Below are 26,369 nucleotides of genomic sequence, written 5' to 3' on the forward strand. Positions count from 1 at the left end.
CCTGGCAATTCAGTTCCCAAAGGCGCCTCGAATCTTCGAATGACCGGCGCAGCGGACCTGCAGACGGTGGAAGCGGCTCGCGACACCTGGTACCTCTACCGCTTGAACCGTATCCGGTCGAAGCCATCCGGGCGTACCTGAAGGAACATGAGATTGCACAACCGGTGCCCTACGCATCTTCCCGAAGTCAGTGACTTCGCGCGCCGACGGCTGAAGCCGATGCAGCGTCGCCCGAGTGCGCGGCGACACCCGTTAGAGCGAGCCGGTGTCAAGCAAACAGGCGAAGTCAGGCTTGCAGCATCAGGGTGGGGTGGTAGCGCCACACCTTCGGGTCGGCGCTCAGCAGGGGCATCCCCTCGTGCAGCGCCTGGGCGATCATGAGGCGGTCGAACGGATCCGCGTGATCCGCATGGGAAGGAAGCGTCGAGACTGCCTCCGTATGTTCACCCGTGATCGGCAGTTCGACGAAACCGGACAGGCGGAACGCCGAGCGGGCATCGCGCGGATGCACGCGCAGGTTGCCTTTCGCATGCTTGATGGCAATCTCCCAGATCGCGGCTGCGCTGACCAGCAACGTATTGGCCGGATCCTCGATCAGGCTGGCGGCCTGCGGTGACAGCTGTGGCGCACCTTCGGCGGCCCACAGCGCGATATGCGTATCGAGCAGCACTTTCACGGAGTGAGTCCCTGCTGCGCGCTTGCCTCGAAGTCGGCGGCGATCGCGTCATCGGCGGCGTTGAACGCCTCGATGGTGGCGGGCACGGCCAGGCCGGCCAGCAGGTGCCGCGCGGCGCCGATGCGCCGCGGCGCCGCGAACGGCAGCAGCCGCGCGACGGGCGTGCCGTTGCGGGCGATGATGACCTCGTTTTCCTGGCCGACCTCCAGCCGCTCGACCAGGCTTGATAGTTTCGACTTGGCGTCGTGCATGTTGATCGTGAGCATGGCACCACCTACGTATTAGCTAATCAATATTAGCTAGTATGCAGGCATGGGCCGCCAAAGGCAAGCACCAGCATTACGGACAGGTCGCGGCATCGCATGGTTCAGCAGGCGCAATTTGACATAATTAAGATTCACTTTTCGTGAACGTTTTAGTTAAAATTGTGCGCTCCGGATCCGATTCTGTTTTTCCTGTTGAGCCAACCTACCGCGGGCGGAGCCTGAACAGCGCGGCGCTGCCCGTCAGCACGCGGCAGCGCCCGTCGCAGGCTAACGGACATGCCGGGCAGGGCGCGCATTCGTGGTGACTTTCCCGGATGCGGTCAAGCGGGAACGGCTGCTTCCTCGGTGACTGATTCAGACGGGCAGTTCCTGGCCGGAGATGCCTGAACTGCCACGACAGAATTCTTTAACTTCCCACGCAGGGTGCAGCGATTCGCGCATTGAGCGCCCGGGTTTCGATGTTCCGGTTGGCACACCTTACTCCTGTAAAAGCTCACCATTTGCAAAGATTAACAATTGCAGATTCGCAACTAACCGTCTGTGGCAACTGCTCACACCACAAAAGCAAACCCGGCTTGCAGCGAAAGGGGTGATTCTGAAGATCGAACCAGGCGCCTTGTGACCGGCGATCACAGCGCCGGACCGGCGCTGAATCGTCACGTCGCTGGCTATCGCGCTGCATTGCTGTCGGTCAGAATGCACCGAAGATCCGGTCGAGCGCCGCCAGGATGGCTTCACGTTCATCCGAAAGAGAACCGATGCGTTTGCCGAGCGCGTTCAGAGGAACTGCACTCATGCCGGGCGTATCAAGGAAACATTTTTCGCCGTTAACCTCGAAAACCGGCAGCAGATCGGATGGTTTGCCCGAAAAAGCGAGATGCTCGACAGGTCGCAGAGGGATCACAATGCGCGTCGGCAAAATCCCAACGTGCGCGCTCTGTATGTCGAGCAGGTACGGCGCGAGTCTCCGCGTCTCTTTGTCGGGGTTGACGTAGAGATCGAACCGCGCCATTAGAACGTCCTGAATTTCGCTAGCGGAAGCCCGTCGCGATCGACCATCGCACTGTAGGCGGCGACCAATTCGGCGTTGTCATCGGCCCAACGGCGAGCCTCCGCCTCCTGAATTTCTTCCCGCACACCGCGCTCGCTCGCTCGCGAAAGGTTAATCCCCAGCTCCTTGGCCCGATCCAGGACTTCAGGCGGCAATGTGACGTTTGTGGACTTGCGCGGTCGAACTTCGAGTGCCTTACCCATGTGCCCATCCACGTTGCATTTTATGTGCATTATGGTCCACACAAGCGACCCGCGGCAAGTCTGCTTGATTCGGACTAGCTGCGTCCTGTTTCCATCAACACCCCGGGCATCCGTCTGATCCATTTTGGATGCGGGATCAACCCGTGACCTTCGTCGCTCCGCCAGCACGGCCGAGTTGGTCCACGACGTCATTTTTCGAAGCACGGTTCAGGTCAGCAAATTGAGTCGTGTTCCTGTTGAGCCGGGTAGTCAGACCTTTGGCGCTTATAGAGACGTACCATCAACAGCGGATCCTTGATGTTTTAAATGCACCACGAAATGTTGAATCTTGGTACCTATGGCACGGTGTTGCGTGGTTTGGTTTTTCAGGTTTTGTTTTTGTTGTATTTCAACGGGGAAGGCGGCCGAGTTATCCACAGGATATTGCCTCTTTAAACGAGTTCCCCGTTGCGCATCCCAAACCGGGACGCTTGTTGCGTCGAGTATCATGAGGCGACGCAACACGATACTCACCAGGAGCGATCTACGATGGCCGTCGGGTTGCGCACGATCTAGCTGGTTTGCGATTTGGGTCCCACGCCGAGTTGCCACAGCATGTCGATGTTTTTCAGGTACAGGGCAACATTCTCGGGCGGAGCATGGATGATCGAATGCCCATCTTCACCAACGCCGGCCACGTGTGCGGACCACGGGTCTTCCAGGCATTGGCAAACGTCGTTGATGTCGTCGATATACCTTTGCAGTGCTTCCGGATCCCAATCACGCACGGCGTCGGGCCCCAGGAGAACCGTTAGCGTTCCTTTCCTCTCACCGATATACCGTATCGGGGAGAGTAGGCCGCCGACGTAAAGCATCATGATGGCGTCGATCACGCGATCGTCGTGATCTTCATCCCAGATGACCGCGAAGTCGAGGAAGCCGCACCGGTCGATTCGGTTCAGGAACTCGTCGTGCCACACGGGCACACGAAGCACCGAGTAGTGGGTTCCGCGACCCAGGTTGCCGACTGGGCGCGTTTCGTCGTGCAGGGTCTGGAAGAACGGGCAATAGGACATCAAACGCTCCTTTCGGGAGAGAAGCGGCTTCCGCCGCGGAACCTCGGCCATTTCGTAGCTGGGGTGTCGAGCAAACACTATCACACCGCAGGGATGGTCATCCTCGCTTTGTGTCTTCGCGGCCTTTTGATTTGGTCGGCGGCATTGCCGATACAGGCGCAGCCGGTATCGCACCAAGCTCGGCAAGCCTGTCGCGCGCCTCCCGATGGTGCTCGTAGAATTTCGCCCACTTGCTGAAGCCACCGAGTTCGCCGACGGCACGCAGCATGGCGAGGTGAGAGGCGGTAAGCAACTGCACGGTAGCTTCGAGCTCTGCAATCCGGATGTCCTTGTCGGCAAGCGACGAGGCCGTGTCGGATCCGGAACGTTTCGCGATTCGGATTCGCCAGCGTCTGTACGCTGATTGCCGCTGCTGATACTCGGCGAGCAGTTGGCTTCGCGACTCGCTGCGGGTAATCGACGATGCCGCCTTGATGGTTGGATGCAATCGGGCAACAGCGCGCGCCGTGATGTCTTCGTCGTCAGCCAGCAGCGTCTCAAGGATCTCGCGCATTGGCTCGTCGCCGGATGCGGTCGTTTCACTGGGCTCAGTCATCAAGTACTCCACGTTGCGCCGGCGCCGAGAGGTCGACGCCGTCAGGGAAAGGGTGTTCACCCGGCCCCGTCGCGAGCAGCTTCTGTACGCCCGCCAGCCGCTTCTCGACATGATCGAGCTGGTTTTTCCCGCCAATGCTCGTTGAAGGACGGGCCCTGATCGTCTCCAGCGCCAGCTTGAACTTACCTTCGAGCCGGATGAGGTTCTGTCGGTGCTCCGGGAGGTCGGTCGCCGAGAGATGACGGCAGTCGGCGAAGCATTCGAGATGCTTGGGGCAAGGGTCGACAGTGAACGAGTTCAGGCAGTGCCCGTACGGCGTGGCATGGAATCCATCAGCTTCGGCACGCAGGTATTCGTACGCAGCCGTCTCGCCTTCCGTGGCCTGGATGCGCCGGAACGTGTCGACTATCGGCCCGTTTGCTTTGCCACCCTTAATGAGTCGGGCAACTGTGCTCGCTTTCTCGCCCAGCATGGCCTCGATTTCCCGCGGAATTTCAACGTGGTCAAGTTCTTCCGCGAGGCTTCGATGGTCATAGTCGTAACTCTGGGCCACACTCCGGCGGTTGAAGCGCTTGGAGATGATCGTGTCGGCGACGCCGAGCCGGAACAGTTCGGTGTTCTGTAGATGACGCAACATGTGGGATTGCATCCGTAGCTTACGATCGTCGTCGGTTTGTCCGTATTTCTCAAACACGGTCTCGCCGGTCGATTGCTCGCCGAGCGCCAACTGAATCAGGTCGGGCCCCGGGCGGCGGACGCACATGTAGCGATTGACGTCACAGAGCAAGTCATTGCGTTCTTCTGCAAGTGAACGCTTTGGCTGCACGAACAGAAGCTCGAACGGCTGAACGGAGCCAACTGCCAGCGGTAAAGGCGTAATGTCCGACACCTTCGTTGGCGTCGTGAGCCGGATGTGCTCCTCGAACTCGCCGACGTGCAAGTACGTCGTATGCCATCCCGTCCGCGCCAGGAGACTGATTGGCGAACCGTCGCCATGACGGAAGCGCAGGCCCGTCTCGCCTGCGCGTATCGCAGATTTCAGGCGATGTCCGAATTGATAGACGGCCATGTCAAGCGTCGTATCGCCGCTGTGCCGCAGCGCATTCTGATAGTCCTGCAGTTCAGCAAGAACGGCAGGTTCGAACCCGTTCCGGTAGCGTTCGATGAATGGCTCCCGTTCAATGGCCAGCCAGAACGGATTGCCCATGAGGCGCTGATAGACTTCGATGAAGGGCACGACGCTGTTGGCCGGATACCATGGGAGCAGTCTTCCCGTTTCGCATTGCAGCTTCAACGTCGCGCGCAGCGGTTCAGTGATTCTGGCCACATGGTCAAGCGTCTCAGTCAGCAGCGTCCGGAACATCTCTGGAACAGGCTGGGTCGCTTCATACAGGACCCTGCTATCCGTTTCATCCTGCTGCTGCTTTTCTGCGAAGTGACGGATCATCAGGGACGTCGAGATGCCACCGGATTCGCCGGCTGGCCGTCCGGTCCTATCCAGGTACGTGCGCTCCCGCTTCCAGTCCACTGGTAAAAGCGCTGCCTCACCCGACCGCATTCCCGTGATGATCATCGTGCGCAACGCTGCAAAGCGCAGTTCATCCATGAATGTGCGCGGCTTTTCAGTCATTATGATGCGCGTCAGTTCCCAGAATGCCCGGCGTTCTGGCAGACGCTCGCTCCGCTTGCGGGCGTCGAGATCGTCACGAAGCTCGTCGGGCGACCACGTATGTTTTGCCTTGATAGCACTTTTCACTTTCATGCGGGGAACGGCAAGTGCCGGGTACAACGGACCGGCGTCACAGACGTGCTGGGCGTCGAACACGAGCTTGACGATGCCACTCACCGCATCCCCCAGCTTTCCAGAAGCCTGGACAGCCGTGCCTATACGGACGGCAACGTGCAGGTCATCAACGGTCAGTTCCCATGGCTCGCTGCCTACGCACGTAGCAATTACGCGCAGTGGACGGAGAATATGTTTATACACATGTCCCGTCGTATTCCGCCTGAACAGCAACTGCTCGGCGACGGCCGCCTTGATCATGTCCTGCCATGCGTCAGACAGCGGCCGCCTGGGTAATGGTGCCAGTCCACGCTCAGCACGTTCCGCGTTGACAATTGCCAGCGCCTTCGTGTCCCCACCCAGGTCCCGCAGGTAGTGATTCGGCGGCGGTATGTCGCCGGCAATGGCCGTGAGGTTCCATCCGACGCCGTCTCGAGCAGCGCCGGCTTCGTCGAGAGGCATCTCCCAGCGCAGCCCTTTTTCGCGGGCGAGGGTTTTGCCCAGCTCGATGAACGCGGAGTAGTGAGGATTCATCGGCCCTCTCTTTCCAGCTCGTCGATGACCGTCTGTATTTCGGCGATCGTGCGCTGCAGCTGGAGATACGTCGGAGACCGGGTGTCGCCGCGAGAGCTCTGCTCGAAGAACACGACCACCTCACGCATCGAGGCCAACACGCTCTCATGCATTGCCTTGTCATGCAAGGGCAAGAACTTCCTGCAGCCGTAGCATGACGTCACCGGGTTATAAGGGCACGCCGGTTGTCCCGACATGCAACCACCGATGCCTGCAATCGGAATGCCGTGAGGCACGCCGGCGATCTGCTGTTCACCCTTAAGTAAGGTGAGCTCTTCCGGGGAGATGAACCGGTCGTGCGCAATCCTCGCCACCCGGCGGTACACATCCGAGGCGCCGAGCGCCCGGTTGACGCGTTCGGCGTGGGAGGCCGACGTCCGGAAGTACACCAGTCCGGTCCGAATGTACGAATGCCCCATGAACTCGGCGAGTTCCTCGTGGCTGGCACCGGCGTCAACGAGCCGTTGGGCTGCTGTATGCCGTAAATCCATGGCCGATCCGAGATCGTCGGAATCAATCAGCTTGCGCACCAGCGCAGCAATGCGAGCCCCAGCCTCGCTGTTCGATTGGACATCGAAGAAGTGTGCGTTACCGGTGGCTCCGTCGAGCCGCCGCCATTTATCAAGCGCAGCAAACACCGGCGCCCACTCATGTTTGACCCGACGTGTAAGAGGTCGCCGTTTGGCTGCACTCCGCTGTTTGGCCATGTGGAACGTCAGATGAACAGTTGGCAAGCCATCCTGGACATCGTGCCAGATGCGGACGTTTCGCATGCTCACCATCGCGATCTGGATGGGTCGCATGGCAAACTGGTAGGCGCACAGCAACATCCCTGTGTCGCAAAGTGCGTCGTAAGGAACCGAGGCCGGTGATGCAAGCGCCGCGACGGTCTCGTCCAGATGCCGCACAATCGCGGCCTCTTCGTCCACGCCCAGAAACACATCTCCAGAATGAACGCCAGCATAGACATCGCGGGCCGGCAAGGGAAGGGTGTTGGTGACATGGAAACTGTAGGAGTCCGACCAACCTTGAAGTCGATAGCGGCACAGAAGCCGAAGCAGCGACTTTGCCAGGACATAGGTCGAGACAGGCATCTCACGCACGCGCAGCGTCGCCCAGACGGATGCTATTTCCACAGGGCCCGCACGAACAATGTCAGCGATGTCCCTCCGCGACAGATGCGTCGCTGAGATCAGGTAGTTCGCAGCGGTAGATGCGGTGAGGTCCTGGCCCAGGAGATACACGAAGACGTGTTTTAACAGCAGGGCGTGCTTTGTTTCATACGGCGTGAAGTCGACCCTGATCGTTCGGCCATTGATCACCAGCTCGAAGACCACCGCATTGACCGGATCGCGAATCGAATACTGTTTGTCGTCAAAGTCGTCGTAATAGCGGAGGACCGGAGGCAGAGCCGGCAATGCCCTCAGGACCCGCTCAATGACGTCCCCGGCAGATGACGGTTCCGGGAACCAGCCTGGGCTCTGTGGTTCCTCCATATCAGTTCCTGCGAGGCAAGGCGCGAAGCAACGCAACCCGGTCATCGAAGGCGTCATTCCAGACGCCAGCCAGTCTGTCCTCAAACACTGCGCGCGCATATCGGGACGGCATCGCGGAGGTCTTGGACCAGCCGAAGAACGTTCGCATCTTCTGAATCGCCTCATCCATCGCATCGCCGTGCTCAAGCAACTGCTGCAGCCTGACGACGGCACTTGTGTGACGCAGGTCATGAGGCGTTATCGCATGCTTGCCAGTACGGTCCTTCAACTCAGCGAGTACTTCGGCCGGCAGGCAGCGAGATATCAGGGCGAATGTCTTGGTCAGCGTTTCAGTCGACAGAGGTGTGTCGAACTGGGAGTTCAGCAGATAGGAATGAGACGGCCGGCCGCGATAGTTTTCCACGTAACGTTGCACCACACTGGCCGTCAGTTCGCTAACAGGAACCTGCCGGACCGAATGCGCGTTCTTGATGCCCGGTTTCGAGTAGCGAGGGTCAACCTCCGCATCCTCGTACCCGTTGTCGTGGACATTGAGCCAGTAGCGCGTGCGCTGCTGCCGGCGGTCGTAAGCGCTTTTCACCGCATCAGCCGGCAGCATCAAGGCTTCCCCCCGGCGTAACCCTTGATGCAACATCAACACGAAGGCGACGAAGACACGCCAGCGTGTGCGCTCGCGTGCAAACGGATTTTGCCGGGAATTCGGGTCGAGCAAGAGGTACAGCGCCTCCAGAGTGCTGGCCGGCAACGAGCGCACCATCTCGACCGGATTGTCACGGCGAACATGAAGTTGGCCGTAGAGCCCGGCAAGGCTGTGTAGCCGCTGCTCAATCCGCCTTAGCCGGTCATTGGAGGCCTCGCTTTTTGATAGCCAGGTGACCACGGACGAGACGAATTCCAGTCCCGTTTGCCAGCGCTTTTCGTCGGCGCCGGTCACGACGGACTGATTGCGGATCGAAACGAACCACGACTCGAGAATTTCAGCCAGCGCCTGGTCGTCCAGCGCTGCCAGCGCGTCGTCCAGAGCATTCGGACCGCCGATTCCGACTGCATGCTGATACAGGTTTTCGAGATACCGGAGCTTTTTTGTATGCGTGGACGCTGCCAATCGAGACGACGACATTGTCGACCAGACTTCAGCCCAGTAACGCGGCAACCCGGTGTCGTCAACCAGCACCGGGCCACGGAGCAACAACGGAAGATCGGGATCATCCAAGTATCGAAACACGGAAGCCATCCGTCAGCAAACGCAACGGCAAAAGCTACCATCTGTTGTGTGACAGTTACCTGCGAGTACGGATTTCAGCCGTTTCCACGCAACGGCTTCATACATACCAGTCCTGGTGATAAATTATATTATGTCAAATCTAAGATTCGCGACCGCGCGGAGCCTGTCACCCGCGATGTCGACCCTCGTGCTAATATTGTGCACATATTGTGCACGGAGTATCGAGATGAACCCGGAACCCGTTCTCATTAGTCCGACCGCAGGCGCCAGCTTCGAACAGTTTATGGCATCGCTGCGTGACCCGGACAGTCCCGCGCCGGTCGTCTCCGCCCGTCGCTTCGGTGAGGCCCTGCATATCGACCTGCAGACGCTGGCCCAGCAGGCGCATGTGCATCGCAATACGCTCAGTCGTCAGCCCGCCTCGGAAAGCGTCCAGCGGTTTCTGCGCGAAGCCCTCCGTGTTATCCGTGCAGCGACGGACATTTGTGGGGACGTGAGCCAGGCCCTGTTCTGGTACAGGAATGAACCGTTGCCTGTATTTGACTACAAGACGGCGGAGCAACTGGTTTCCGATGGCCGGACTGACGACCTCCTTCGCTACGTTTCATCTCTGGAAGCAGGCGCGGCAGGATGATCCTCGCCGCCATTTCCGGCATCACGGCCTACCGGATGCACTCGCCCAAGTGGGCGGTCGCACCTACGAGCGGCGCTGGCGCGGGCAAGCATGGAGGACGGGCAAACCGCATCGGACTTTCCGCCCTCTATCTTGCGCTGGATATCAACACTGCCATACGGGAATATCAGCAGGTCTCGCCATTGATGCCGCCCGGCACGCTCGTCAGTTACCAGCTGACCATCGATTCTGTCGTCGATTTCACCGGTGGGTGTCGGGCCGGCCAATGGGCTGCGCTGTGGGAAGACTTTTATTGCGACTGGCGTGGTTGCCGGTTTAATCAGCGCGTCGAACCGCCGAGCTGGGTACTTGGTGACGAAGTTGTGGCTGCCGGTGCAAAAGGGATCATGTTCAGGTCACGTCTGTCGCCGGAGGGTGTGAACCTGGTTCTCTACGTGGATGAGCTCGGGTCGACAGACCGGCTTGAGGTGTACGACCCGCAGCGCGCGCTTCCCCGAGATCAGTCGTCGTGGATAGAAGGCCGTACAGCATATGGCTCCCTCCTCCTAATGGCGCTGCAAACCGACGGCACTCGATATCGCTCCAGCCAGGTCCGACCGGCGAACTGAGAGGCAAGAACTCACTGCAACCGTCCAAAGTCGGCCTTTCCTTACGACCGCTCCAAGAGCCCCGACGGCCACCGATGGTTCGGTTGGCCACGACCAGCGTCCCGCTTGCAACAACGTAGCGTAGCGCCCGTAACTTGGCCCACTTGCGCGGCAGGGATCACTTCGAGCAGTTCTTGGTTCATGCGGCCATTCGATCAACCAGTATCCTTATCGTGGCCTGTTCTGGAGCGGCTATCTAATGCGGAGATTTCCACTCGAGCGTCTTCAATGGGCAGCCTCTAAAAGAATGTGTCGGCCGAAGACCGATTGACGGCCGGGAGGCTTCTTAGCCTTTCCGCACTGTTGTATTTCCCGTCAAATCGGGACACGACACGCTTGCTTGTAACTGAATGTAACCATAGACTGTGGAAAAAATTTACTAGATGTGGTCTCCGGGGAACAATGAAAAAAGCTCTAGCCATCAGCGCAGCGGGTGCGATGCTCGCGGCCTGCGCAACCGTATCTACGCCTCCTCAAGTCAAGGAGGCGCCCACTCCCAGAACCCAGCAACAGGCAGCACAAGCCGTCAGCTTGGTGACTGACGAAGAGGCGGCGGTTAAACGAAAGATCGCCATCGGACGTTTCAGCAACGAAACCCGCTATGGCCGCACCTTCGTCGCCGATGCAAATCTTGATCCACTCGGTAAGCAGGCCAGCGACATCCTAGCAAGCCGCCTGGTGGCGTCAAAGCAGTTTCTCGTTTTCGAACGCCCCGATATTGCGAAGGTGGCCGCCGAACAATCTCTTTCGAAAGACGCGGGCCTGATCGGTGTGGACGCGCTGATTCTGGGCTCGGTAACCGAGTTTGGTCGCAGCACCACAGGCAAGGCGGGCTTCCTGAGCGCGACGAAGGTTCAGAATGCTCATGCGAAAGTCGAACTCCGACTGGTCGATGTCAAGACAGGATATGTCTTCTTCTCTGCCTCCGGTACCGGCGAAGCTTCCACCGAGTCGGGAGAGATCGCGGGATTCGGGAGTCGCGCCGACTACGACGGCTCGCTCAATGACAAAGCAATCTCCGCTGCGATCTCCGACGTCATCGGCCGCATGATGACCAAGCTCAAGGAGCGCCCCTGGAAGTCTGACATCCTCAAGGCAGACGGCTCTATCGTCTACATCAGCGGCGGCGCGCTGCAAGGCATCAAGCCCGGTTCAACTCTCCACGTCTACAAGGCGGGCGAGTCGATTCAGAGCGGGCAAACGGGCTTCACGATCACATTGCCCGCGACTCCCATCGCGACCATTCGCGTGACTTCGAATTTTGGCGACAGCGAAGTGAATGAAGGCTCTGTGGCCCTTGTGACAAGCGGGGCCGTCACGAAAGACAAATCTCTGAGGTTGACCCGGTTCGACGGATAGATTTGCAGTTGAGTCTAATGCGGTGTGGCACCTCCCGATAAGATCAAATCGCAGGTTGTCCACGGCCGGGCGGCGGGTCGCCTGTCAAGACCACGACGCTGCCCGGCGGTGGGCAACCCGCGCGACGATAAGCTTTGATCTTGCGCATGCAGGTTTTCGAATTCGAGCGGCGAACAGTAGCCGATGCTGCTGTGGAGGCGGCGTATGTTGTACCAGCTCTCCAGAAACGAGAACAGACGCCGCCTTGCCTGTTCGTGGGTCGCGAAGTGTTCGCGACAGAGCAGTTCGGCTTCGAGCGTGCCGAAGAATGACTCGCACATCGCGTTGTCGTAAGCGTCGCCGGTGGTCCCCATCGACGGTTGTACGCCGGCTTCTCGGCAGCGCCGCCCGAAGGCAATGGAGGTGTATTGGGCGGATTCAACCGGTCGTTGCAACACCTTTGATCGAGGAGGTGTTGCAACGACCGGTTGAATCCGCCTTGACAGCCTTGATCGGAATGTAGAATCACACCGTCATGGCGTCGCTGCTGCAACGCCATGTCAAACGCCCGCAACATCAGTTCGGTGTACAGATGGCTGGACATCGCCCAGCCGACGACGCGACGGCTGAATACATCCAGCACAACCGCCAGATAGAGGAATCCTTCACCCGTGGGTACATAGGTCGCGTCTGCGACCCACAGCACGTTTGTCGCCTCGGCACTGAAGTGCCGGCGCACCAGATCAGGCGCACGCCGGGCGCCTGCGCGTGGCCGTGTGGTGCGCGGCCAGCGCCGCCGGCTTGCCCCGCACAGACCCGCCATACGCATGAGGCGCGCCACCCGCTTGCGCCCCACGTGTATGCCTTCGCGCGCGAGTTGCGCATGAATACGCGGTGCCCCATACGTGCCGCGCGAGCTTGCATGGAGCGTGCGGATATGCGCGAGCAGTTGCGCATCGCTACGCGTGCGCATCGCGGGCTCCCGCACCAGCCATGTGTAATAGCCGCTCGTCGAGACGCCGAGCAGCCGTGCCATCATCGCGATGGGCCAGCGGGCCCGGTTCGCTTTCATGAATCCGTACCCCCCTTCGGTGGAATGGATCCCGTCTCCCTCGCGAACCAGGCTGCCGCGTGAGAGAGTATGTCGCGCTCCATCTTCAGTTGCCGGACTTCGCGACGCAACCGTGTGAGCTCCTGGCGTTCGGCTGTGGTCAGACCGTCATGCCGCACACCTGTGTCGCGATCAGCCTGCGCCACCCAGTTGTAGATGGTCTGTGCAGTCGGCTCGAACTCCTTTTCCAGTTCCTCCGGCCTGCGCCCGGCCTTCACCAGCCCGACCATTTGCGCCCGAAATTCCGCCGGGTACGGGGTACGATGCTTGGCCATAATCGGCACCTCCTTCTCCAAAGGATAGATGTCCGTTTTTGCGGGTCAACTTCACTCTCTTCGTAGCCGAGTAACCAACAAATGATGCGATCCATTTGCGTGACAACGCTTGCCGTTGCCCTCGCGGGCTGCGCTATGCCCCATAGCCAGGTCGTTTCGGGCAGCGCTCGTCCAACCCTTAGCCTTGTCGGCGCTCCGAGCGACAGCGAACTCGTGCTCGACGGGCAGCTGATCGGACCAGCGAACCAGTACAACGGAGTCAACGGCGTGATGTCTATTGAGGAAGGCCCGCACTCCGTTGAAGTGCGTCACGGCAACGCGGTGCTGACAAAGAAAAGAATCCTGGCTGCCAGCGGAGAAGCGGTCGCAGTGGACGTAACGACTGGAGGGCAATAACAATGAAAGTCTGGAAATTTGCAGTCGTGCTCACGGTAGCCGGAATGACCGCTGCCTGTGCTCCTCAGACGAAATACGCCTGGGGAAACTACGAGTCGTCCTTGTACGAACACTACAAGACGCCAGGCGACACTGCGGCATTTGCTCAACACCTGGCTGATACGATCAGCAAAGCCGAGGCATCGGGGAAGAAGGTGCCTCCGGGAATCTACGCTGAATATGGTCAAGTCTTACTTGAGTCCGGTGACTCGAAGCAAGCTGCTGTCTTCTTCGAAAAGGAGAAGACAGCCTGGCCTGAGTCGACCGTCTTCATGACGACCATGATCAGGGTTGCCTCCAGCACGAAGGAAACGAAGCAATGAGCGCAGCAAACCGCCTCCTGAAGCTCACTCTCGCCGTAACGTCTGTAGTTGCGATGGCAGCGTGCGCGCCAGTTCCCGTCCACAACAATTACACAACGTTCCGGCATGCTGATCCGCATTCGATTCTTGTTGTGCCAGCGATCAACCGCAGCGTCGATATCGATGCGCCAGACTATTTTCTGTCAACGATCAGCCGGCCGTTGGCAGAGCGCGGCTACTACGTCTTTCCGCTGAACCTCACGAAGCGAGTCATGGAGGATGATGGGCTCGGTGACGCGGATCTCGTTCACGCCAACGATCCGACCGTTCTGGGCAAGATGTTCGGTGCAGACTCGGTAATGTACATCACCATCAACCGGTGGGATGCGAAGTATGCGGTTCTCGCGACATCGGTGACAGTAGATCTCAGCTATGCGCTGAAGAGCGGCACCACTGGCGAAACTCTGTGGACGCACAGACAGACCATGGTCTACTCGCCGCAAGCCGCAAACGCGGGTAACCCGCTTGCGACGTTGATAGTAGCGGCAATCACGGCGGCGATCGCCAAGGCGAAGCCGAACTACGTCCCCTTGGCTCAACAGGCAAACGCGATCTCCGTCAATAAAGCCGGCCAGGGACTGCCCGCTGGCCCTTATGACGGTCACTACAAGTCTGACGGCGCGACTTTCTGAGACGATTGGCGCCGTTCGAGAATGAATGTTCCCGCGAGAGCAAACCCGGGAACAATTTCGAGGTGGGACAACCATTAAACTTCTTCCGCGCAATGCGTTATATCCGCGAAGTTGTTGCGGGACGTCGTAGCCGACCCGTTGTCCGCGGTCGAGCCGTCAGAGGTGAAAAGGCAGGTATCGGAGCCCGGCAGACGCTCGGTACGGCCACTCAAGGACAATTGGTCGGCCAGAGCAGTCGCTCACCAAAGTGGCGCGCGGGTTGCCGCGAATGACCGCTACCAGAAAATTCGAATGCCCGTAGTCGGGCCCGCCTCTGACGTTCGATCAGGTTCGGTGAAGGCCTCAGGCTCGTTCAAACCAGCCTGGACATAAAAACAGGCATTGGACTCTCCGGATTTGTTGAAATTGGTGACTTGGCCAGATTGTCGTCGACACGTGCAAAGCAAGGGTCTACGAGAAGCCGACCCTTAACCTCGCGATGCGCGACGCGATCATCAAGACATGCCTTTTTCTGATAACACCAACGGTCTCGACCAACCGGCGCCGACGCGAAGCCTCGCCTGCTCAGGAAAAGATCGCCTCGATATCCGCCGACGCGTCCTTCACCTCATCGAAGTTCAGCGTCGCTTCGATATGCTGCAGATGCTCCAGCATGCATGCGGCGGCACGCGCTTCATCGTGCGCTTCGATCGCATCGATCAGCTCGCTGTGCTCGTGATGCGGGCACGCCGGTGCGTTGGGCTTGTCATAGAGGGTGATGACGAGACAGGTCAACGGAGCGAGTTCACGCATCATCCGCAGCAGGATTTCGTTGCCAATCATCTCCGCGATCAGTACATGGAACTCGCCGGACAGCCGGATGATCGCAGGCCGGTCATTCTGTTTGCGCGCATCGCTTTCCTGCCGCACGTGCTTGTACAACGCGCGTACCTGCGCGGACGTGGCGGTGCGACTCAGGAGCCGGACCATTTCCGGTTCGATGATACGCCGCGTGACGAACACATCCCGTGCCTGCTGGACACTCGGACTTGCGATAAAGGCCCCGCGATTCGGCACCAGCTCGACAAGCCCCTCATGCGCAAGCTTGTTGAGTACTTCCCGGATTTTCGTTCGGCTCACACGCGAGACTTCCGCCAGCCGCTCCTCGATCAACTTGGTGCCGGGTGCAAGGCGATGTTCAAGCACGGCCTTCTGGATGCGTCCGTAGATTTCCTCGTTGGTATACGGCGTTTTGGACGCGACACTCTTACTGGCAGGCATGACGGAGGCTCGGCTCAAAGTGTTTCTCGCAGCTGGGAAATAAATCGATGATAGAACAATCGCGAGCGTTTTTGTGCACATAAATTCGCCGCGTCACTATGCCTGGTTGATCGCCGCGCAGCGTACTCCGATCGTCCCACAAGGCCAACCGTGCAATGCGCCGCCTCATCGTGCGGTCGTTCAGACTTGTGTTTCGTGTGCGGATACTTGTCCGAGATCTGGCGTGAAGCGACGCGCGACCAAATGAATTGGTAACTACTTTGTATACAACAATTTATAAATATGCATTGCGATCTTGGAGCAAGACGCACCGCGCGATGTGCGCTCTGATCGAGCTCATCAATCCCAATTTGGTGCGGGCGCGCACCATCTTCATGCAACTATTGCGGCCGTTCATTTCGTCGCGGTCCCCATGCGCTGGCTCAGTTTGAGGCGACCAAAAACCGGCCGGGAGCACCATCTGATCGAGACATGCGATTGCATACAATTTTCTTTTTTTTTGAGTACAAACACACTTATTTATGTTGGCATAAAGATTGCGTCATCAAGCGTCGAGCAAGCACCCTTCCAGCCCTGCTTGCCAGAAGGCTACCCCTGATATGGAAATCATGACGCAACGCACTTTGATTGGCATGTTGACCCCATCTTCCAACACGGTTCTCGAACCGGTCACCTCGACGATACTTTCGGGCGTGCCAGACGTCAGCGCGCATTTCGGCCGCTTCCGTGTGACCCAGATCGCGATGTCCGAGCAGGCGCTGGCACAGTTCGACGACGAGGAGATTCTCGCGGCAGCAACGCTGCTTGCCGACGCCAAGCTCAATGTGATCGGCTGGAACGGGACGTCATCGGGCTGGCTTGGTTTTGAAGCGGACGAGCGTCTATGCCGCAGCATCACCGCGCGCACCGGCATTGCCGCATGCACCTCGGTGCTGGCGCTCAACGAAATTTTCGCCACGACCGGCGTGCGTCGCTTTGGACTCGTCACACCGTATCGCGACGACGTGCAGGCGAAAGTCGTGTCGACCTATAGCGGCGCGGGCTTTGAATGTGTCGGCGAGCGTCATCTGAACAAGCAGGACAATTTTTCGTTTTCGGAAGTCAGCGCGGACACATTGCGCGAGATGGCTCGTGACGTCGCGAAAAGCAAACCCGACGCCATTACGATTTTCTGCACCAATTTGCGCGGCGCGCCGCTCGCCGAAGAGCTCGAAGCGGAGCTCGGCATTCCGGTGTACGACACCATCTCGACGGTGGTCTGGAAAGCGCTGCGGATGACCGGCATCGAGACATCGCGTGTCAAAGGCTGGGGGAGCTTGTTCCGGGAGGTCGCATGAGCGACGCGGCGGGGTTCGACCTTGTGATCCGCAACGCGGATATCGCCACCGCGGCCGACCGCTTTGCCGCCGACATCGGCGTGCGCGGGGGGCGCATCGTCGCGCTGGGCAGCGCACTGGCCCCGGGCGTCAGCGAGATCGACGCGGCCGGGCGGTTAGTCACCCCCGGCGGGGTGGACAGCCACTGTCACCTGGACCAGGACACCGGTGACGACAGCGTGATGGCCGACGACTTCCTGAGCGGCACCGTGTCCGCCGCCTGCGGCGGGACCACCACTGTCATTCCATTTGCGTGCCAGCAAAAGGGGCAAACCCTGCGGGCGGCCATCGATACGTACCATCAACGCGCTGACGGCCGTGCAGTCATCGACTACGCATTCCATCTCATCGTCACCGATCCCACGCCGCAGGTGCTTGAGCAGGAGTTGCCGCAACTGATCGAAGAGGGCTACACGTCGTTCAAGATCTACATGACGTACGACGCGCTCAAGCTCAACGATCGCCAGATGGTCGAATTGCTGGCGCTGGCTCGCGCCCACGGCGCCATGGTGATGATCCATGCCGAAAACGCCGATTGCATTGCGTGGCTGACCGAGGCATTGCTCGAACAAGGCATCACCGCGCCGATCGGTCATGCACTGTCGCGCCCCATGTTGGTCGAACGCGAAGCGACGCATCGGGCAATCAGCCTCGCGCAACTTGTCGACACACCTGTGCTGATCGTGCACGTCTCCGGCCGCGAGGCGATCGAGCAGATTCGCTGGGCGCAGGGCCAAGGTCTCGCGGTCTATGCCGAAACATGTCCGCACTATCTGCTGCTCACCGAAGACATGCTCGAAGACGGCCCACGCGGATATCAATGCATCTGCAGCCCGCCACCGCGCGATGAAGCAAACCGCCAGGCCGTCTGGGACGGTCTCGTGAACGGCACGTTTCAGGTGCTCTCCTCCGACCATGCCCCGTTTCGCTACGACGGCCCGCACGGCAAGCAGGTAGCTGGCGAAAACCCGTCCTTCGATCAGGTGCCCAATGGCATACCCGGCATTGAGACACGTATGGCCTTGCTGATGTCGGAAGGCGTGATGAACGGACGCATCGATATCCATGCCTTTGTCGCGTTGACTGCGACCAACGCCGCGAAACTGTACGGCCTTTATCCGCGTAAAGGTTCGATCGCGATCGGCGGCGACGCCGATCTGGTGATCTGGGATACGGATCGAGCTTTCACGCTCACCAACGATGCGTTGCATCACAACGTCGACTACACGCCGTACGAGGGCTGGCGGATGAAGGCATGGCCAGCGCTGACGCTTTCGCGCGGCGCGGTGGTCTGGGACGGCTCACAACCCTGCGGCACGCGCGGCCGCGGCGAGTTTCTGCCGGCCCTGCGGCCGCAACCCGCACAGCCGCACCGGCCGTTGAACCCGCGTATCGAAGCTCACCGGGTGCTGCCGCGGTTTGCCTTTCCCGCCGTCTATCGCGGGTAAGCAAGGTTCTGCCGCGTAGCGCTCCTTGCGTACTTCGCTGCGTCTCGCACGCTGTCTTAACTCGTAGGTACCTTGATTTTCTCTGGAGAGCCTGATGTCCGAACGATTTTCGCGTCGCCAATTCCTCCACCGTGCCGGCGTGGGCGCGGCCCTGGTGTCGATCGGTTTGCCCCGCTTTGCGCTGGCTGCCGGGCTCACGCTTGACGAGGTCAAGAAGTCCGGCGTCCTGCGCATCGGCTGTGAAGCGACCTATCCGCCGCTGACCTATCGCGACGCGAGCGGCACAATGATTGGCTACGACGTCGATCTTGCCAACGCGTTTTGCTGCAATCTGGGCGTCAAGGCGGAGTTTGTCGACACCGTCTGGGCGGGTGTGATTCCGTCGCTCTATACGAAGAAGTTCGATCTGGTCATGAGCAGTCTGAGCTATACGGCCGAGCGCGAAAAACACGTTGATTTCTCGGTGCCTTACGTCGAAGCGTCGCAGGCGTTGCTGATTCGGGCAGCAGATCAGAAGAGCGTGACCAGTCTTGCCGGGATGAACGGCAAGGTGCTGGGGCTCAAGCTCGGTTCACCGGGTCAGACGCTCGAGCCGAAGCTCGACGCTCAATTGAAAGCGGCTGCCGGAGCGGGCTTCAAAGAAGTGAAAACCTTCGATGACCATCCGGCCGCCTATATTGCGCTGGCCGAAGGCAAAGTCGACGGTGTGCTCAATACCCTGCCGACGCTCGCGCTCGTGCTCAAGAATGCACCAGGAAAATACGCGATCGTCAAGGGTATCGGCGCGGACAACTGGGCAGGCATCGCGGCGCGTACCGACGACACCGCGCTGATCGGCTTTATCGATCAGCAACTGCGCAAATTCAGGAGCGACGGCACGCTGCATGCGCTGCAGCAGAAGTGGTTTGGATTCGACATGAATTTGCCGGACGCGATTCCGGCGCTTACCTGAGAGCCCGGCGCCCATGGACTGGAGCATTATTGTCATGGCCATGCCGATTCTCGCGGTCGGCCTGCTCGCTACGCTGAAGGTCTGCCTCGCGGCAATCGCGATCGGCATTGTGCTCGGCTTCGCGCTGGGCTTTGGTGCGCTTAGCCGCTTCAGGGCGGTCCGTATCGCGGTGCTGGCGTATGTCGATTTCGTGCGCGGCACGCCGCTGCTGGTGCAGATCTTTCTCGTCTATTTTGCGCTGCCGGTCATCGGCATCAACTTCAACGAATATTGGGCCGGTGTCATCGCACTGAGCCTGAATGCCGGCGGGTTCATCTGCGAGATCGTAAGGGCGAGCATGCAGTCCGTCGATCGCGGCCAGACCGAGGCGGCCCAATCGATCGGCATGCGCCATGGCCAGATCATTGTGCATGTGCTCTTTCCGCAAGCGTGGCGGCGCATTCTGCCACCGCTCACCAACGAACTGATCTCACTAATCAAGGGCTCAGCGCTGCTCTCTGCGATCTCCGTGTACGAGCTCACACACGCCGGGCAAGAAATCATAGCGACATATTTCTCGCCGTTCGAGATCTTCCTGCTGATCGCCCTCTACTACTACGCATTGATCTCGGCGCTTGCGTGGCTGTCGCGCTACCTCGAGCGGCGGCTGCCGCAATACTGATTCCATGAACTCTGGTCCCACCATGTCTTCCATCATCACCGCCCCCGAGCTACCCGCGGCGCTCGCCGCTGCGCGCGAGCGTGAAGCCGCCGGTTCACCGCTGCTAGCCATCGAGCAACTGCATAAGCGCTTCGGCGACAAGGTCGTGCTGCCCTCGGTCTCGCTACAAGTGGGGCATGGCGAGACGGTGGTGCTGATCGGCCCCTCGGGTTCGGGCAAGACCACCCTGCTGCGCTGTATCAACTTCCTGGAGAAACCTGACGACGGCACGATCCGACTCGGCGGTCAGCGCATCGGCCTGTCCGAAAACGGCCGTGCGCTACCCGAGGCCGAACTCGCCCGGCAACGCAGCCGTTTCGGATTCGTCTTCCAGCGCTTCAACCTGTTCGCTCATCTGAGTGCGCTCGACAACGTCGCAGCGGGCCCGCAGCGCGTGCTGGGGCTGTCGCGCGATGCAGCTCGGGATCGCGCGCAACAGGCGTTGGAGCGAGTCCAGCTTGCCCCGCACGTCGGCAAGCGACCCGCGCAACTGTCAGGCGGACAGCAGCAGCGGGTGGCGATCGCCCGCGCACTCGCGATGGAGCCGGAAATGATCCTGTTCGACGAGCCCACCTCGGCGCTCGATCCAGAACTGGTCAACGAAGTCCTCGAAGTCATGCGCGATCTCGCCGCAGCCCGTACGACGATGATGGTCGTCACACACGAAATGAGCTTCGCGCGCAACGTCGCCCATCGGGTCGTCTTCATGGATGGCGGCACGATCGTCGAGCAAGGCGCGACCGGCGAGGTTTTCGGCCGTCCGCGCGAAGAACGCACCCAGCGTTTCCTGCAGCACCTGCACACCTGAACTGAACCGGATGAGTTGACTAATGACTGCCCTACCTGTCGACCTTGACCTGCTGTTGCTGGATGCCACCGTTGTGACGATGGACCCCGCCCAGCCGGTGTTACATGACGCGGCCATCGGCATACGCGGCAACCGGCTTGCCTTTGTCGGCCGCGCGCAGGACCTGAGCCTGCAAACGCGCGCGCGTACCACGCGACGGCTAGGCGGACGCCTTATCGTGCCGGGCTATGTCAACGTGCATACCCACGCCATTCTGACGATGGTGCGCGGTGTAGCCGAAGATCTGGGCTTCGCGCCCGCGTACACGCCAGGCATTCCGCACGGCCACGACGTGCGCCCGGACGAAGCGGTCGCGCTGGCTCGTCTCGGCGCGCTCGAAGCGATGCTGTTCGGCTCGACGCTGATCAACGATAGCTATGTTCATGCCGACCTCACAATGGAGGCAATGGCCGACCTTGGCTTGCGCGTGTTCTCATGCGGACGCCTTCACGACGTCGATTTCTCCGGCGTGGCGAACGGGCGCTGGGAATACCATGCCGCGACCGGGGAGCGTACGCTCAACGACGCACTGACGCTCGCCTCGCGCTGGCATCGCAAGCACAACGGCCGCACGGGCGTGCAACTGGCCGTTCACGCACCGGATACCTGCTCTGACGACTTTCTGCGTCGGATCGCCGATGCGGCACGCGCGCATGACCTTGGCGTAACAACTCACCTCGCGCAAAGCCGCACTGAAGTGGGGCAAGTGAAACGGCGTTCGGGCAAAAGCCCGGCGCAGCTACTCGACAATGTCGGACTGCTCAATGAACGGTTGGTGGCGGCGCACTGTCTGTATCTGGACGACGGCGACATCGAGCGCGTCGGACGCGCCGGGATTACGGTCGCACACATTCCAAAGGGCAACGCGACGGGGGGGACGATGGCGCCGACGCCGCGCCTGCGCGCCGCCGGCGCCCGCATCGCGCTCGGCACGGACAACATGCACGCGGATATGACCGAGGTCATGCGCTGGGCGCTGGCCATCGCGCGCATCCAGTTGGACGAGGTCGCCCCCGACTGGCAGCCCGCCGATGCGCTGGCGATGGCCACCCATAACGGCGCCCTTGCGATGGGCCTGGGCGACCAACTGGGTCGGCTGCAGACGGGCTGGCTCGCGGACCTCGCCGTATTCGACTTCCGACGCGCGCATCTGACACCGCACCCGAATCCGCTGGGCACGCTCGTGCATACGGGACTCGGGCGCGATGTGGAGATGGTCATCGTGGATGGAGAAATCGTGGTGGACGGCGGTGCTCCCACCCGTTGCGACGCCGATGCGGTCATCGCCGCCGCACAACACGCCGCCGCGCAATTATGGAAAAGGGCCAGCGCATGAGCACCCCGCACAGTATCGGTTCGCAGGCGAAGCACGGCGGCACAGGCGTCGCGGCCGCCGCATTTGCGCCTCCACGCGCCAGCACTTCACAAGCTGGTGCTGCCGTGCAGATGCGCGGCATCAGACACCGCTTCGCAGCGGTGCCCGTCATCGAAGACGTCACCCTCGAGGTTGCGGCCGGCGAACTGGTTGCGTTGCTTGGCCCCTCGGGGTGCGGCAAAAGTACCCTGCTGCGTATCCTCGCCGGTCTGCAGGTGCAGTCCGAGGGCGAAGTCCATATTGGCGGACAACGCGTGGATAGCCTCGCGCCGCGCCAGCGCGGTGTGGGCATCGTCTTCCAGAACTACGCGCTGTTTCCGCACATGACGGTGGCCGCGAACGTGGCCTACGGTCTGGAAGCCAACGGTGCGGCCCGTCGCGACGCCGCGCACAAGGCCATGCAGATGCTCGAGATGGTCCGCATGGATGCGTTTGCGAAGCGCTATCCCCGCGAGTTGTCGGGCGGCCAGCAACAACGCGTTGCACTGGCCCGCACACTCGCCGTCGAACCCCGCATCCTGCTGCTCGACGAACCGTTTGCGGCCCTCGACAAAAACCTGCGACTCGACATGCAGATCGAAATCCGACGTCTGCAGCGCGAACTGAACATCACGACCGTGATGGTGACGCACGACCAGGAAGAGGCGATGAGCATGGCCGACCGGGTCGCGGTTCTCAATCGCGGGCGTCTCGAACAATACGACACGTCGGTCGCGATCTACGACCAGCCCGCCACCTCGTTCGTCGCCACCTTCGTCGGCACCGCAAACCTGCTGCCGGTGACGCTGCGCCTGGATGGCAACCAGTGCCTGGCAGAGTTCGCCGATGGCGCCGTGCTGTCCGTTCCCCAGCCGGGCCCGTGGCGCGATCCCGGCGCGGCGTTGCTGGCGGTTCGACCCGAACAATGGGACTGGCAGTTGCCACAGCCTGGCGCCAACGCGCGGCAGTTGCTTGCTACCGTTCAACTGGCCATGCCGATCGGCCCAACGCTGGTTGTCGATCTGCAGACCGATGCTGGGCAGCCCGTGAAGATATCGCTCCCACGTGCCGAGGGTGCCGCCTTGCAGCCACGCCTGCGCGTGGCGCTCGATTTCAAACCGGATGCGCGGGTGCGCACCTTCAGTGCGCCGACGCACGGCGCCGCCGGCGTTTAGCGGATGCTCACGTCTGTCTTTATCCAACCGAGCGCGCGCGGCAGCGACGCCGTACGGCGCCGATCCTGTCCGCGGCGCGTGCACGTCGCCCTCTTCCCTATCACCCGTCTATCCACTTCAACCGTTCATCCGGAGGTCCTATGTCGCTGATCGATCACCAACGTCGCAAGCTCCTGCAACTGATGGGAGCGGCTGGGGCCGTTGGCCTGTCGCTCGGCAGCCCGCTTGCCATGGCTGCCTCCGAGTCCCTCGCGGCCACCACCTTTCCTGGCGCGTGGGAAGAGTCACAACGCAAGATCCTGTTGCCCGCGTTTCGCAAGGCTGCGGGTGTCAACGCCGTGCTCACTGCCTCCCAGGCGCTCGACACCCTGACCAAACTGGTGGCCGCGCGCAACAATCCGCCATTCGACGTGGTCATGATGGACGAGGGACCCTACCTGCAGGGCATCGCGCAAGGCGTGTTCGAACCCATTCCGGCGGCCCGCGTGCCGAACCTCGCGAATCTGCCCGCTCACTTCATCGACCCGAAGGGCCTCGGCGCGTATGTGTCCGCGCAGGTGTATGGCATTGCGTACAACACCGAGCGCGTGAAGAGCACGCCGAAATCCTGGAACGATCTGCTTAAGCCGGAATTCAAGGGCCGCGTCGGCCTCGTGAGTCTCGACTCGACCTTGGGCACGGTATGGATGGTGGCGCTCGCCAAGATGCTCGGCGGCGACGAAGACCACATGGACCTGGCATTCGATTACATCAAGCGCCTGATGCCCAACGTCGGCGCGGTCGCTGCCAATCCCGGCGCACTGGGCACGCTGTTCCAGCAAGGTCAGGTGGATATTGCGTGCCACTACATCAACAACGTCGAGTCACTCAAGGCCAAGGGCGTACCGATCGCGCTCGCGCGACCGGAGAGCAACTGGGGAATGGTGCGCAGCACGATGAATATCGTGAAGAACACCCAGGCGCTGGATCTCGCCGCGACCTATATCAACACCGCGCTGAGTGTAGAAGTGCAGCAGCAGATGACGGCTGCGCCTTACTATGTTGCGCCAACCAACACGAAAGTGCCGTTCGGCGCAGCGCTCGCCGCCATCGCCCATAACGCAAATGAAATGGCCTCGTTCGTACAGGTGGACTGGGCACGGATCAACCCGCGCCGTGCCGAGTATATTGACCGTTTCAACCGTCTGGTCAAGGCCTGACGCATCATGAACGCGAACCACCGGATGTCACGCGACTGGCTCCTCGTGCTGCCGCTGGGCCTGTTCTTCGTCGCGTTTGTGGGCGTGCCGCTCGCACTCGTCGCGTTGATCAGCCTGCACAGCGACACCGCCATGACGCATTTCGGCATGCGCCAATACCTGCTGTTTTTTGGCGACAGTTATAACCGGGGCATCCTCTGGCAAACGCTCATGCTGGGCGTGGCAACCACGCTTGCGACGATCGTACTTGGCTATCCCGTCGCCCATCTGTACGTGGTGAGCCGGCCGCGGTGGAGGCGTCTGCTGATGGTGCTGATTCTTCTGCCGCTTCTGACCAGCTCGGTGGTCCGCACGTTTGCATGGGTCGTGATCCTCGGCAATGAAGGGCTGGTCAACGCGCTACTCGTGGCGTTCGGGCGAACGGGCGAACCGGTGCGGCTCTTGTATACACCGCTGGCTGTTATCCTGTCGCTCGCGCAGATTGAATTGCCGTTGATGGTGTTACCGCTCGTCACCACGCTCATGTCGCTCGACACGCGCCTGCCCGAGGCATCGCACGCGTTGGGGGCGAGCAGTTGGTGCACCTGGTGGAAGATCACGGTGCCGCTCGCCATGCCGGGCCTGCTCAGCGGCACCTTGCTGGTATTTACCGGCGCGGTCAGCGCGTTCGTAGTTCAGACGCTGGTCGGGGGCGGCCAGTTGATGTACATGCCGTTCTACATCTACGAGCAGGCGATCCAGACGCAGAATTATCCATTTGCCGCCACACTCGCTGTGATTTTGCTGTTGAGCGTGCTCCTGGTCGTGACCTTGCTCAACTATTTCGGCCGCAAGACCCGGGGATTTGTCCATGGCTAAATACACCGCCGCCGCGGCGCAGGTCATGCCGACGCGCCGCACCCGGCCTGGGCGCTTGTCGTTCAATGCCGTGATGGGAGCGATCGGCGGCATCGGACTCCTGGTGCTGATCGGGCCCACGCTGATCGTGCTGATAACCTCGCTCACGTCGGGCTACTCGCTGAAGTTTCCGCCGCCGGGGTTCTCGCTGAGGTGGTATCACGCACTGATCTTCGATTCGCCCGAGATCATCGACGACCTGCTGCTAAGCCTGAGGCTCGCCGCCGCCGCGACCGCCTGTGCGACCGTGCTGGCGGTGGCGGCCGCGGTCACTCTGGCACGCCGCCGCACGCTCGCTGCGCGACTGCTCGACTCTTTTTTCATGGCACCGCTGACCATCCCGTCACTCGCGCTCGGTTTGGGTATCCTGATCTTGTTCAACCTGGAAAGTGCCGGCCTGTCGTTCTACAGCCTGCTCGCCGGACACATCGCCCTGTGCGCGCCCTATGTGCTGTACACCACGTCGGCCAGTTACGCGCAGCTCGATCCAGCGCTACTCGACAGCTCGAAATGCCTCGGGGCAGGCGGCTGCTTCACGTTTCGCCGCGTCGTGCTGCCGGCGCTGGTACCCGGCATCGCGTCGGGGGCGTTCATTGCGTTCATGAACTCGTTCGACAATGTCGCGCTGTCGCTGTTCCTGTCGGACGCCCGCTCAGAAGTGCTGCCCATCCACCTATGGCACATCATCGAGGACAGCCTCGACGTGCGGGCGGCTGCGGCCTCCGGCGTGCTGATTGTCGTCACCTTGATCTCCATGCTGCTGATGGAGCGGCTCGCCGGATTGTCGCGGCAGTTCCGCTAGCC

The 26,369-nt window shown here is 60.8% G+C and carries 26 protein-coding genes and 1 pseudogene; 16 read left to right on the forward strand and 11 right to left on the reverse strand.

Going from position 1 to position 26,369, the window contains the following annotated elements; translation table 11 throughout:
- Window positions 1-286: 286 nt before the first annotated feature.
- The 9 genes from OKW39_RS25200 to OKW39_RS25240 all read right to left on the reverse strand — a co-directional run bounded on the left by OKW39_RS25200 (window position 287) and on the right by OKW39_RS25240 (window position 8,911).
- Window positions 287-676: a type II toxin-antitoxin system VapC family toxin gene (locus OKW39_RS25200; protein WP_429332253.1), complete on the reverse strand. Its 390-nt coding sequence runs from the start codon at window positions 674-676 to the stop codon at window positions 287-289.
- Complete coding sequence (locus OKW39_RS25205; RefSeq protein ID WP_429332254.1) at window positions 673-942, reverse strand: type II toxin-antitoxin system Phd/YefM family antitoxin; 270 nt, start codon at window positions 940-942, stop codon at window positions 673-675. Before OKW39_RS25205 ends, OKW39_RS25200 begins: the two co-directional genes overlap by 4 nt.
- Before the next feature lie 691 nt (window positions 943-1,633).
- Complete coding sequence (locus OKW39_RS25210; RefSeq protein WP_184050358.1) at window positions 1,634-1,954, reverse strand: CcdB family protein; 321 nt, start codon at window positions 1,952-1,954, stop codon at window positions 1,634-1,636.
- Entirely contained in the window at window positions 1,954-2,196 is a 243-nt protein-coding gene (locus OKW39_RS25215; RefSeq protein ID WP_244145174.1) for a type II toxin-antitoxin system CcdA family antitoxin, read from the reverse strand. Before OKW39_RS25215 ends, OKW39_RS25210 begins: the two co-directional genes overlap by 1 nt.
- Window positions 2,197-2,747: 551 nt before the next feature.
- Window positions 2,748-3,251: a hypothetical protein gene (locus OKW39_RS25220; protein WP_429563919.1), complete on the reverse strand. Its 504-nt coding sequence runs from the start codon at window positions 3,249-3,251 to the stop codon at window positions 2,748-2,750.
- A 97-nt stretch (window positions 3,252-3,348) separates the two neighbouring features.
- The gene (locus OKW39_RS25225; protein WP_429563920.1) at window positions 3,349-3,846 is read right to left on the reverse strand and encodes a hypothetical protein; all 498 of its coding nucleotides are present in this window, start codon (window positions 3,844-3,846) and stop codon (window positions 3,349-3,351) included.
- Complete coding sequence (locus tag OKW39_RS25230; protein WP_429563921.1) at window positions 3,839-6,163, reverse strand: hypothetical protein; 2,325 nt, start codon at window positions 6,161-6,163, stop codon at window positions 3,839-3,841. The genes OKW39_RS25225 and OKW39_RS25230 overlap by 8 nt, the downstream gene beginning before the upstream one ends.
- Window positions 6,160-7,698, reverse strand: a complete 1,539-nt coding sequence (locus tag OKW39_RS25235) for a site-specific integrase (RefSeq protein ID WP_429563922.1) — start codon at window positions 7,696-7,698, stop codon at window positions 6,160-6,162. Before OKW39_RS25235 ends, OKW39_RS25230 begins: the two co-directional genes overlap by 4 nt.
- A 1-nt stretch (window position 7,699) precedes the next feature.
- Window positions 7,700-8,911, reverse strand: coding sequence for a tyrosine-type recombinase/integrase (locus tag OKW39_RS25240; protein ID WP_429563923.1), 1,212 nt, complete (start codon window positions 8,909-8,911; stop codon window positions 7,700-7,702).
- 238 nt (window positions 8,912-9,149) lie between these two features.
- Between OKW39_RS25240 and OKW39_RS25245 the strand changes: the two genes are divergently transcribed.
- From OKW39_RS25245 to OKW39_RS25255, 3 genes are all read left to right on the forward strand, one after another.
- Entirely contained in the window at window positions 9,150-9,557 is a 408-nt protein-coding gene (locus OKW39_RS25245; RefSeq protein WP_187630312.1) for a DUF2384 domain-containing protein, read from the forward strand.
- The gene (locus OKW39_RS25250) at window positions 9,554-10,165 is read left to right on the forward strand and encodes an RES family NAD+ phosphorylase (RefSeq protein WP_429563944.1); all 612 of its coding nucleotides are present in this window, start codon (window positions 9,554-9,556) and stop codon (window positions 10,163-10,165) included. Before OKW39_RS25245 ends, OKW39_RS25250 begins: the two co-directional genes overlap by 4 nt.
- 441 nt (window positions 10,166-10,606) lie before the next feature.
- Window positions 10,607-11,563 carry a CsgG/HfaB family protein gene (locus tag OKW39_RS25255; RefSeq protein WP_429563945.1) on the forward strand — a complete coding sequence of 319 codons (957 nt, stop codon included), beginning with the start codon at window positions 10,607-10,609 and terminating at the stop codon, window positions 11,561-11,563.
- A 146-nt stretch (window positions 11,564-11,709) separates the two neighbouring features.
- On the opposite strand, the pseudogene OKW39_RS25260 reads toward OKW39_RS25255, so the two are convergent.
- A pseudogene (locus tag OKW39_RS25260) lies at window positions 11,710-12,928 on the reverse strand (IS3 family transposase); the annotation flags it as partial.
- 81 nt (window positions 12,929-13,009) lie between these two features.
- On the opposite strand from OKW39_RS25260, the gene OKW39_RS25265 reads away from it, so the two are divergent.
- The 3 genes from OKW39_RS25265 to OKW39_RS25275 are packed head-to-tail and all read left to right on the forward strand — an operon-like array spanning window position 13,010 to window position 14,357.
- Complete coding sequence (locus tag OKW39_RS25265; RefSeq protein WP_187630310.1) at window positions 13,010-13,324, forward strand: hypothetical protein; 315 nt, start codon at window positions 13,010-13,012, stop codon at window positions 13,322-13,324.
- Window positions 13,325-13,326: 2 nt separating this feature from the next.
- The gene (locus tag OKW39_RS25270) at window positions 13,327-13,686 is read left to right on the forward strand and encodes a DUF4810 domain-containing protein (RefSeq protein ID WP_187630309.1); all 360 of its coding nucleotides are present in this window, start codon (window positions 13,327-13,329) and stop codon (window positions 13,684-13,686) included.
- A complete protein-coding gene (locus tag OKW39_RS25275; RefSeq protein ID WP_429563946.1) occupies window positions 13,683-14,357 on the forward strand; it encodes a DUF799 domain-containing protein in 675 nt (224 codons plus the stop codon). The genes OKW39_RS25270 and OKW39_RS25275 overlap by 4 nt, the downstream gene beginning before the upstream one ends.
- Before the next feature lie 564 nt (window positions 14,358-14,921).
- On the opposite strand, the gene OKW39_RS25280 is transcribed toward OKW39_RS25275, so the two are convergent.
- On the reverse strand, window positions 14,922-15,617 hold the full coding sequence (locus OKW39_RS25280) for a GntR family transcriptional regulator (RefSeq protein ID WP_429563947.1): 696 nt from the start codon (window positions 15,615-15,617) through the stop codon (window positions 14,922-14,924).
- A gap of 608 nt (window positions 15,618-16,225) precedes the next feature.
- Here OKW39_RS25280 and OKW39_RS25285 point away from each other — a divergent pair.
- The 10 genes from OKW39_RS25285 (at window position 16,226) to OKW39_RS25330 (ending at window position 26,367) form a co-directional block, all read left to right on the forward strand.
- Entirely contained in the window at window positions 16,226-16,954 is a 729-nt protein-coding gene (locus tag OKW39_RS25285; protein ID WP_429359761.1) for a maleate cis-trans isomerase family protein, read from the forward strand.
- Window positions 16,951-18,441, forward strand: coding sequence for a dihydropyrimidinase (hydA, locus tag OKW39_RS25290; RefSeq protein ID WP_429359759.1), 1,491 nt, complete (start codon window positions 16,951-16,953; stop codon window positions 18,439-18,441). Before OKW39_RS25285 ends, hydA begins: the two co-directional genes overlap by 4 nt.
- A gap of 94 nt (window positions 18,442-18,535) precedes the next feature.
- On the forward strand, window positions 18,536-19,393 hold the full coding sequence (locus tag OKW39_RS25295; RefSeq protein WP_429563948.1) for a transporter substrate-binding domain-containing protein: 858 nt from the start codon (window positions 18,536-18,538) through the stop codon (window positions 19,391-19,393).
- 34 nt (window positions 19,394-19,427) lie between these two features.
- Window positions 19,428-20,054, forward strand: coding sequence for an amino acid ABC transporter permease (locus OKW39_RS25300; RefSeq protein WP_262421591.1), 627 nt, complete (start codon window positions 19,428-19,430; stop codon window positions 20,052-20,054).
- Window positions 20,055-20,058: 4 nt separating this feature from the next.
- The gene (locus OKW39_RS25305) at window positions 20,059-20,901 is read left to right on the forward strand and encodes an amino acid ABC transporter ATP-binding protein (protein WP_429359756.1); all 843 of its coding nucleotides are present in this window, start codon (window positions 20,059-20,061) and stop codon (window positions 20,899-20,901) included.
- Window positions 20,902-20,923: 22 nt separating this feature from the next.
- Window positions 20,924-22,276, forward strand: coding sequence for an amidohydrolase family protein (locus OKW39_RS25310; protein ID WP_429563949.1), 1,353 nt, complete (start codon window positions 20,924-20,926; stop codon window positions 22,274-22,276).
- Window positions 22,273-23,469, forward strand: coding sequence for an ABC transporter ATP-binding protein (locus OKW39_RS25315; RefSeq protein WP_429359753.1), 1,197 nt, complete (start codon window positions 22,273-22,275; stop codon window positions 23,467-23,469). Before OKW39_RS25310 ends, OKW39_RS25315 begins: the two co-directional genes overlap by 4 nt.
- A 140-nt stretch (window positions 23,470-23,609) precedes the next feature.
- Window positions 23,610-24,668 carry an ABC transporter substrate-binding protein gene (locus tag OKW39_RS25320; protein ID WP_187630303.1) on the forward strand — a complete coding sequence of 353 codons (1,059 nt, stop codon included), beginning with the start codon at window positions 23,610-23,612 and terminating at the stop codon, window positions 24,666-24,668.
- Window positions 24,669-24,674: 6 nt separating this feature from the next.
- Entirely contained in the window at window positions 24,675-25,526 is an 852-nt protein-coding gene (locus OKW39_RS25325) for an ABC transporter permease (RefSeq protein WP_429563950.1), read from the forward strand.
- Window positions 25,519-26,367, forward strand: coding sequence for an ABC transporter permease (locus OKW39_RS25330; RefSeq protein ID WP_429563951.1), 849 nt, complete (start codon window positions 25,519-25,521; stop codon window positions 26,365-26,367). Before OKW39_RS25325 ends, OKW39_RS25330 begins: the two co-directional genes overlap by 8 nt.
- Window positions 26,368-26,369: the final 2 nt, after the last annotated feature.

This window comes from Paraburkholderia sp. MM6662-R1 (genome assembly GCF_050436245.1).
Classification (GTDB): Bacteria; Pseudomonadota; Gammaproteobacteria; order Burkholderiales; family Burkholderiaceae; genus Paraburkholderia; species Paraburkholderia tuberum.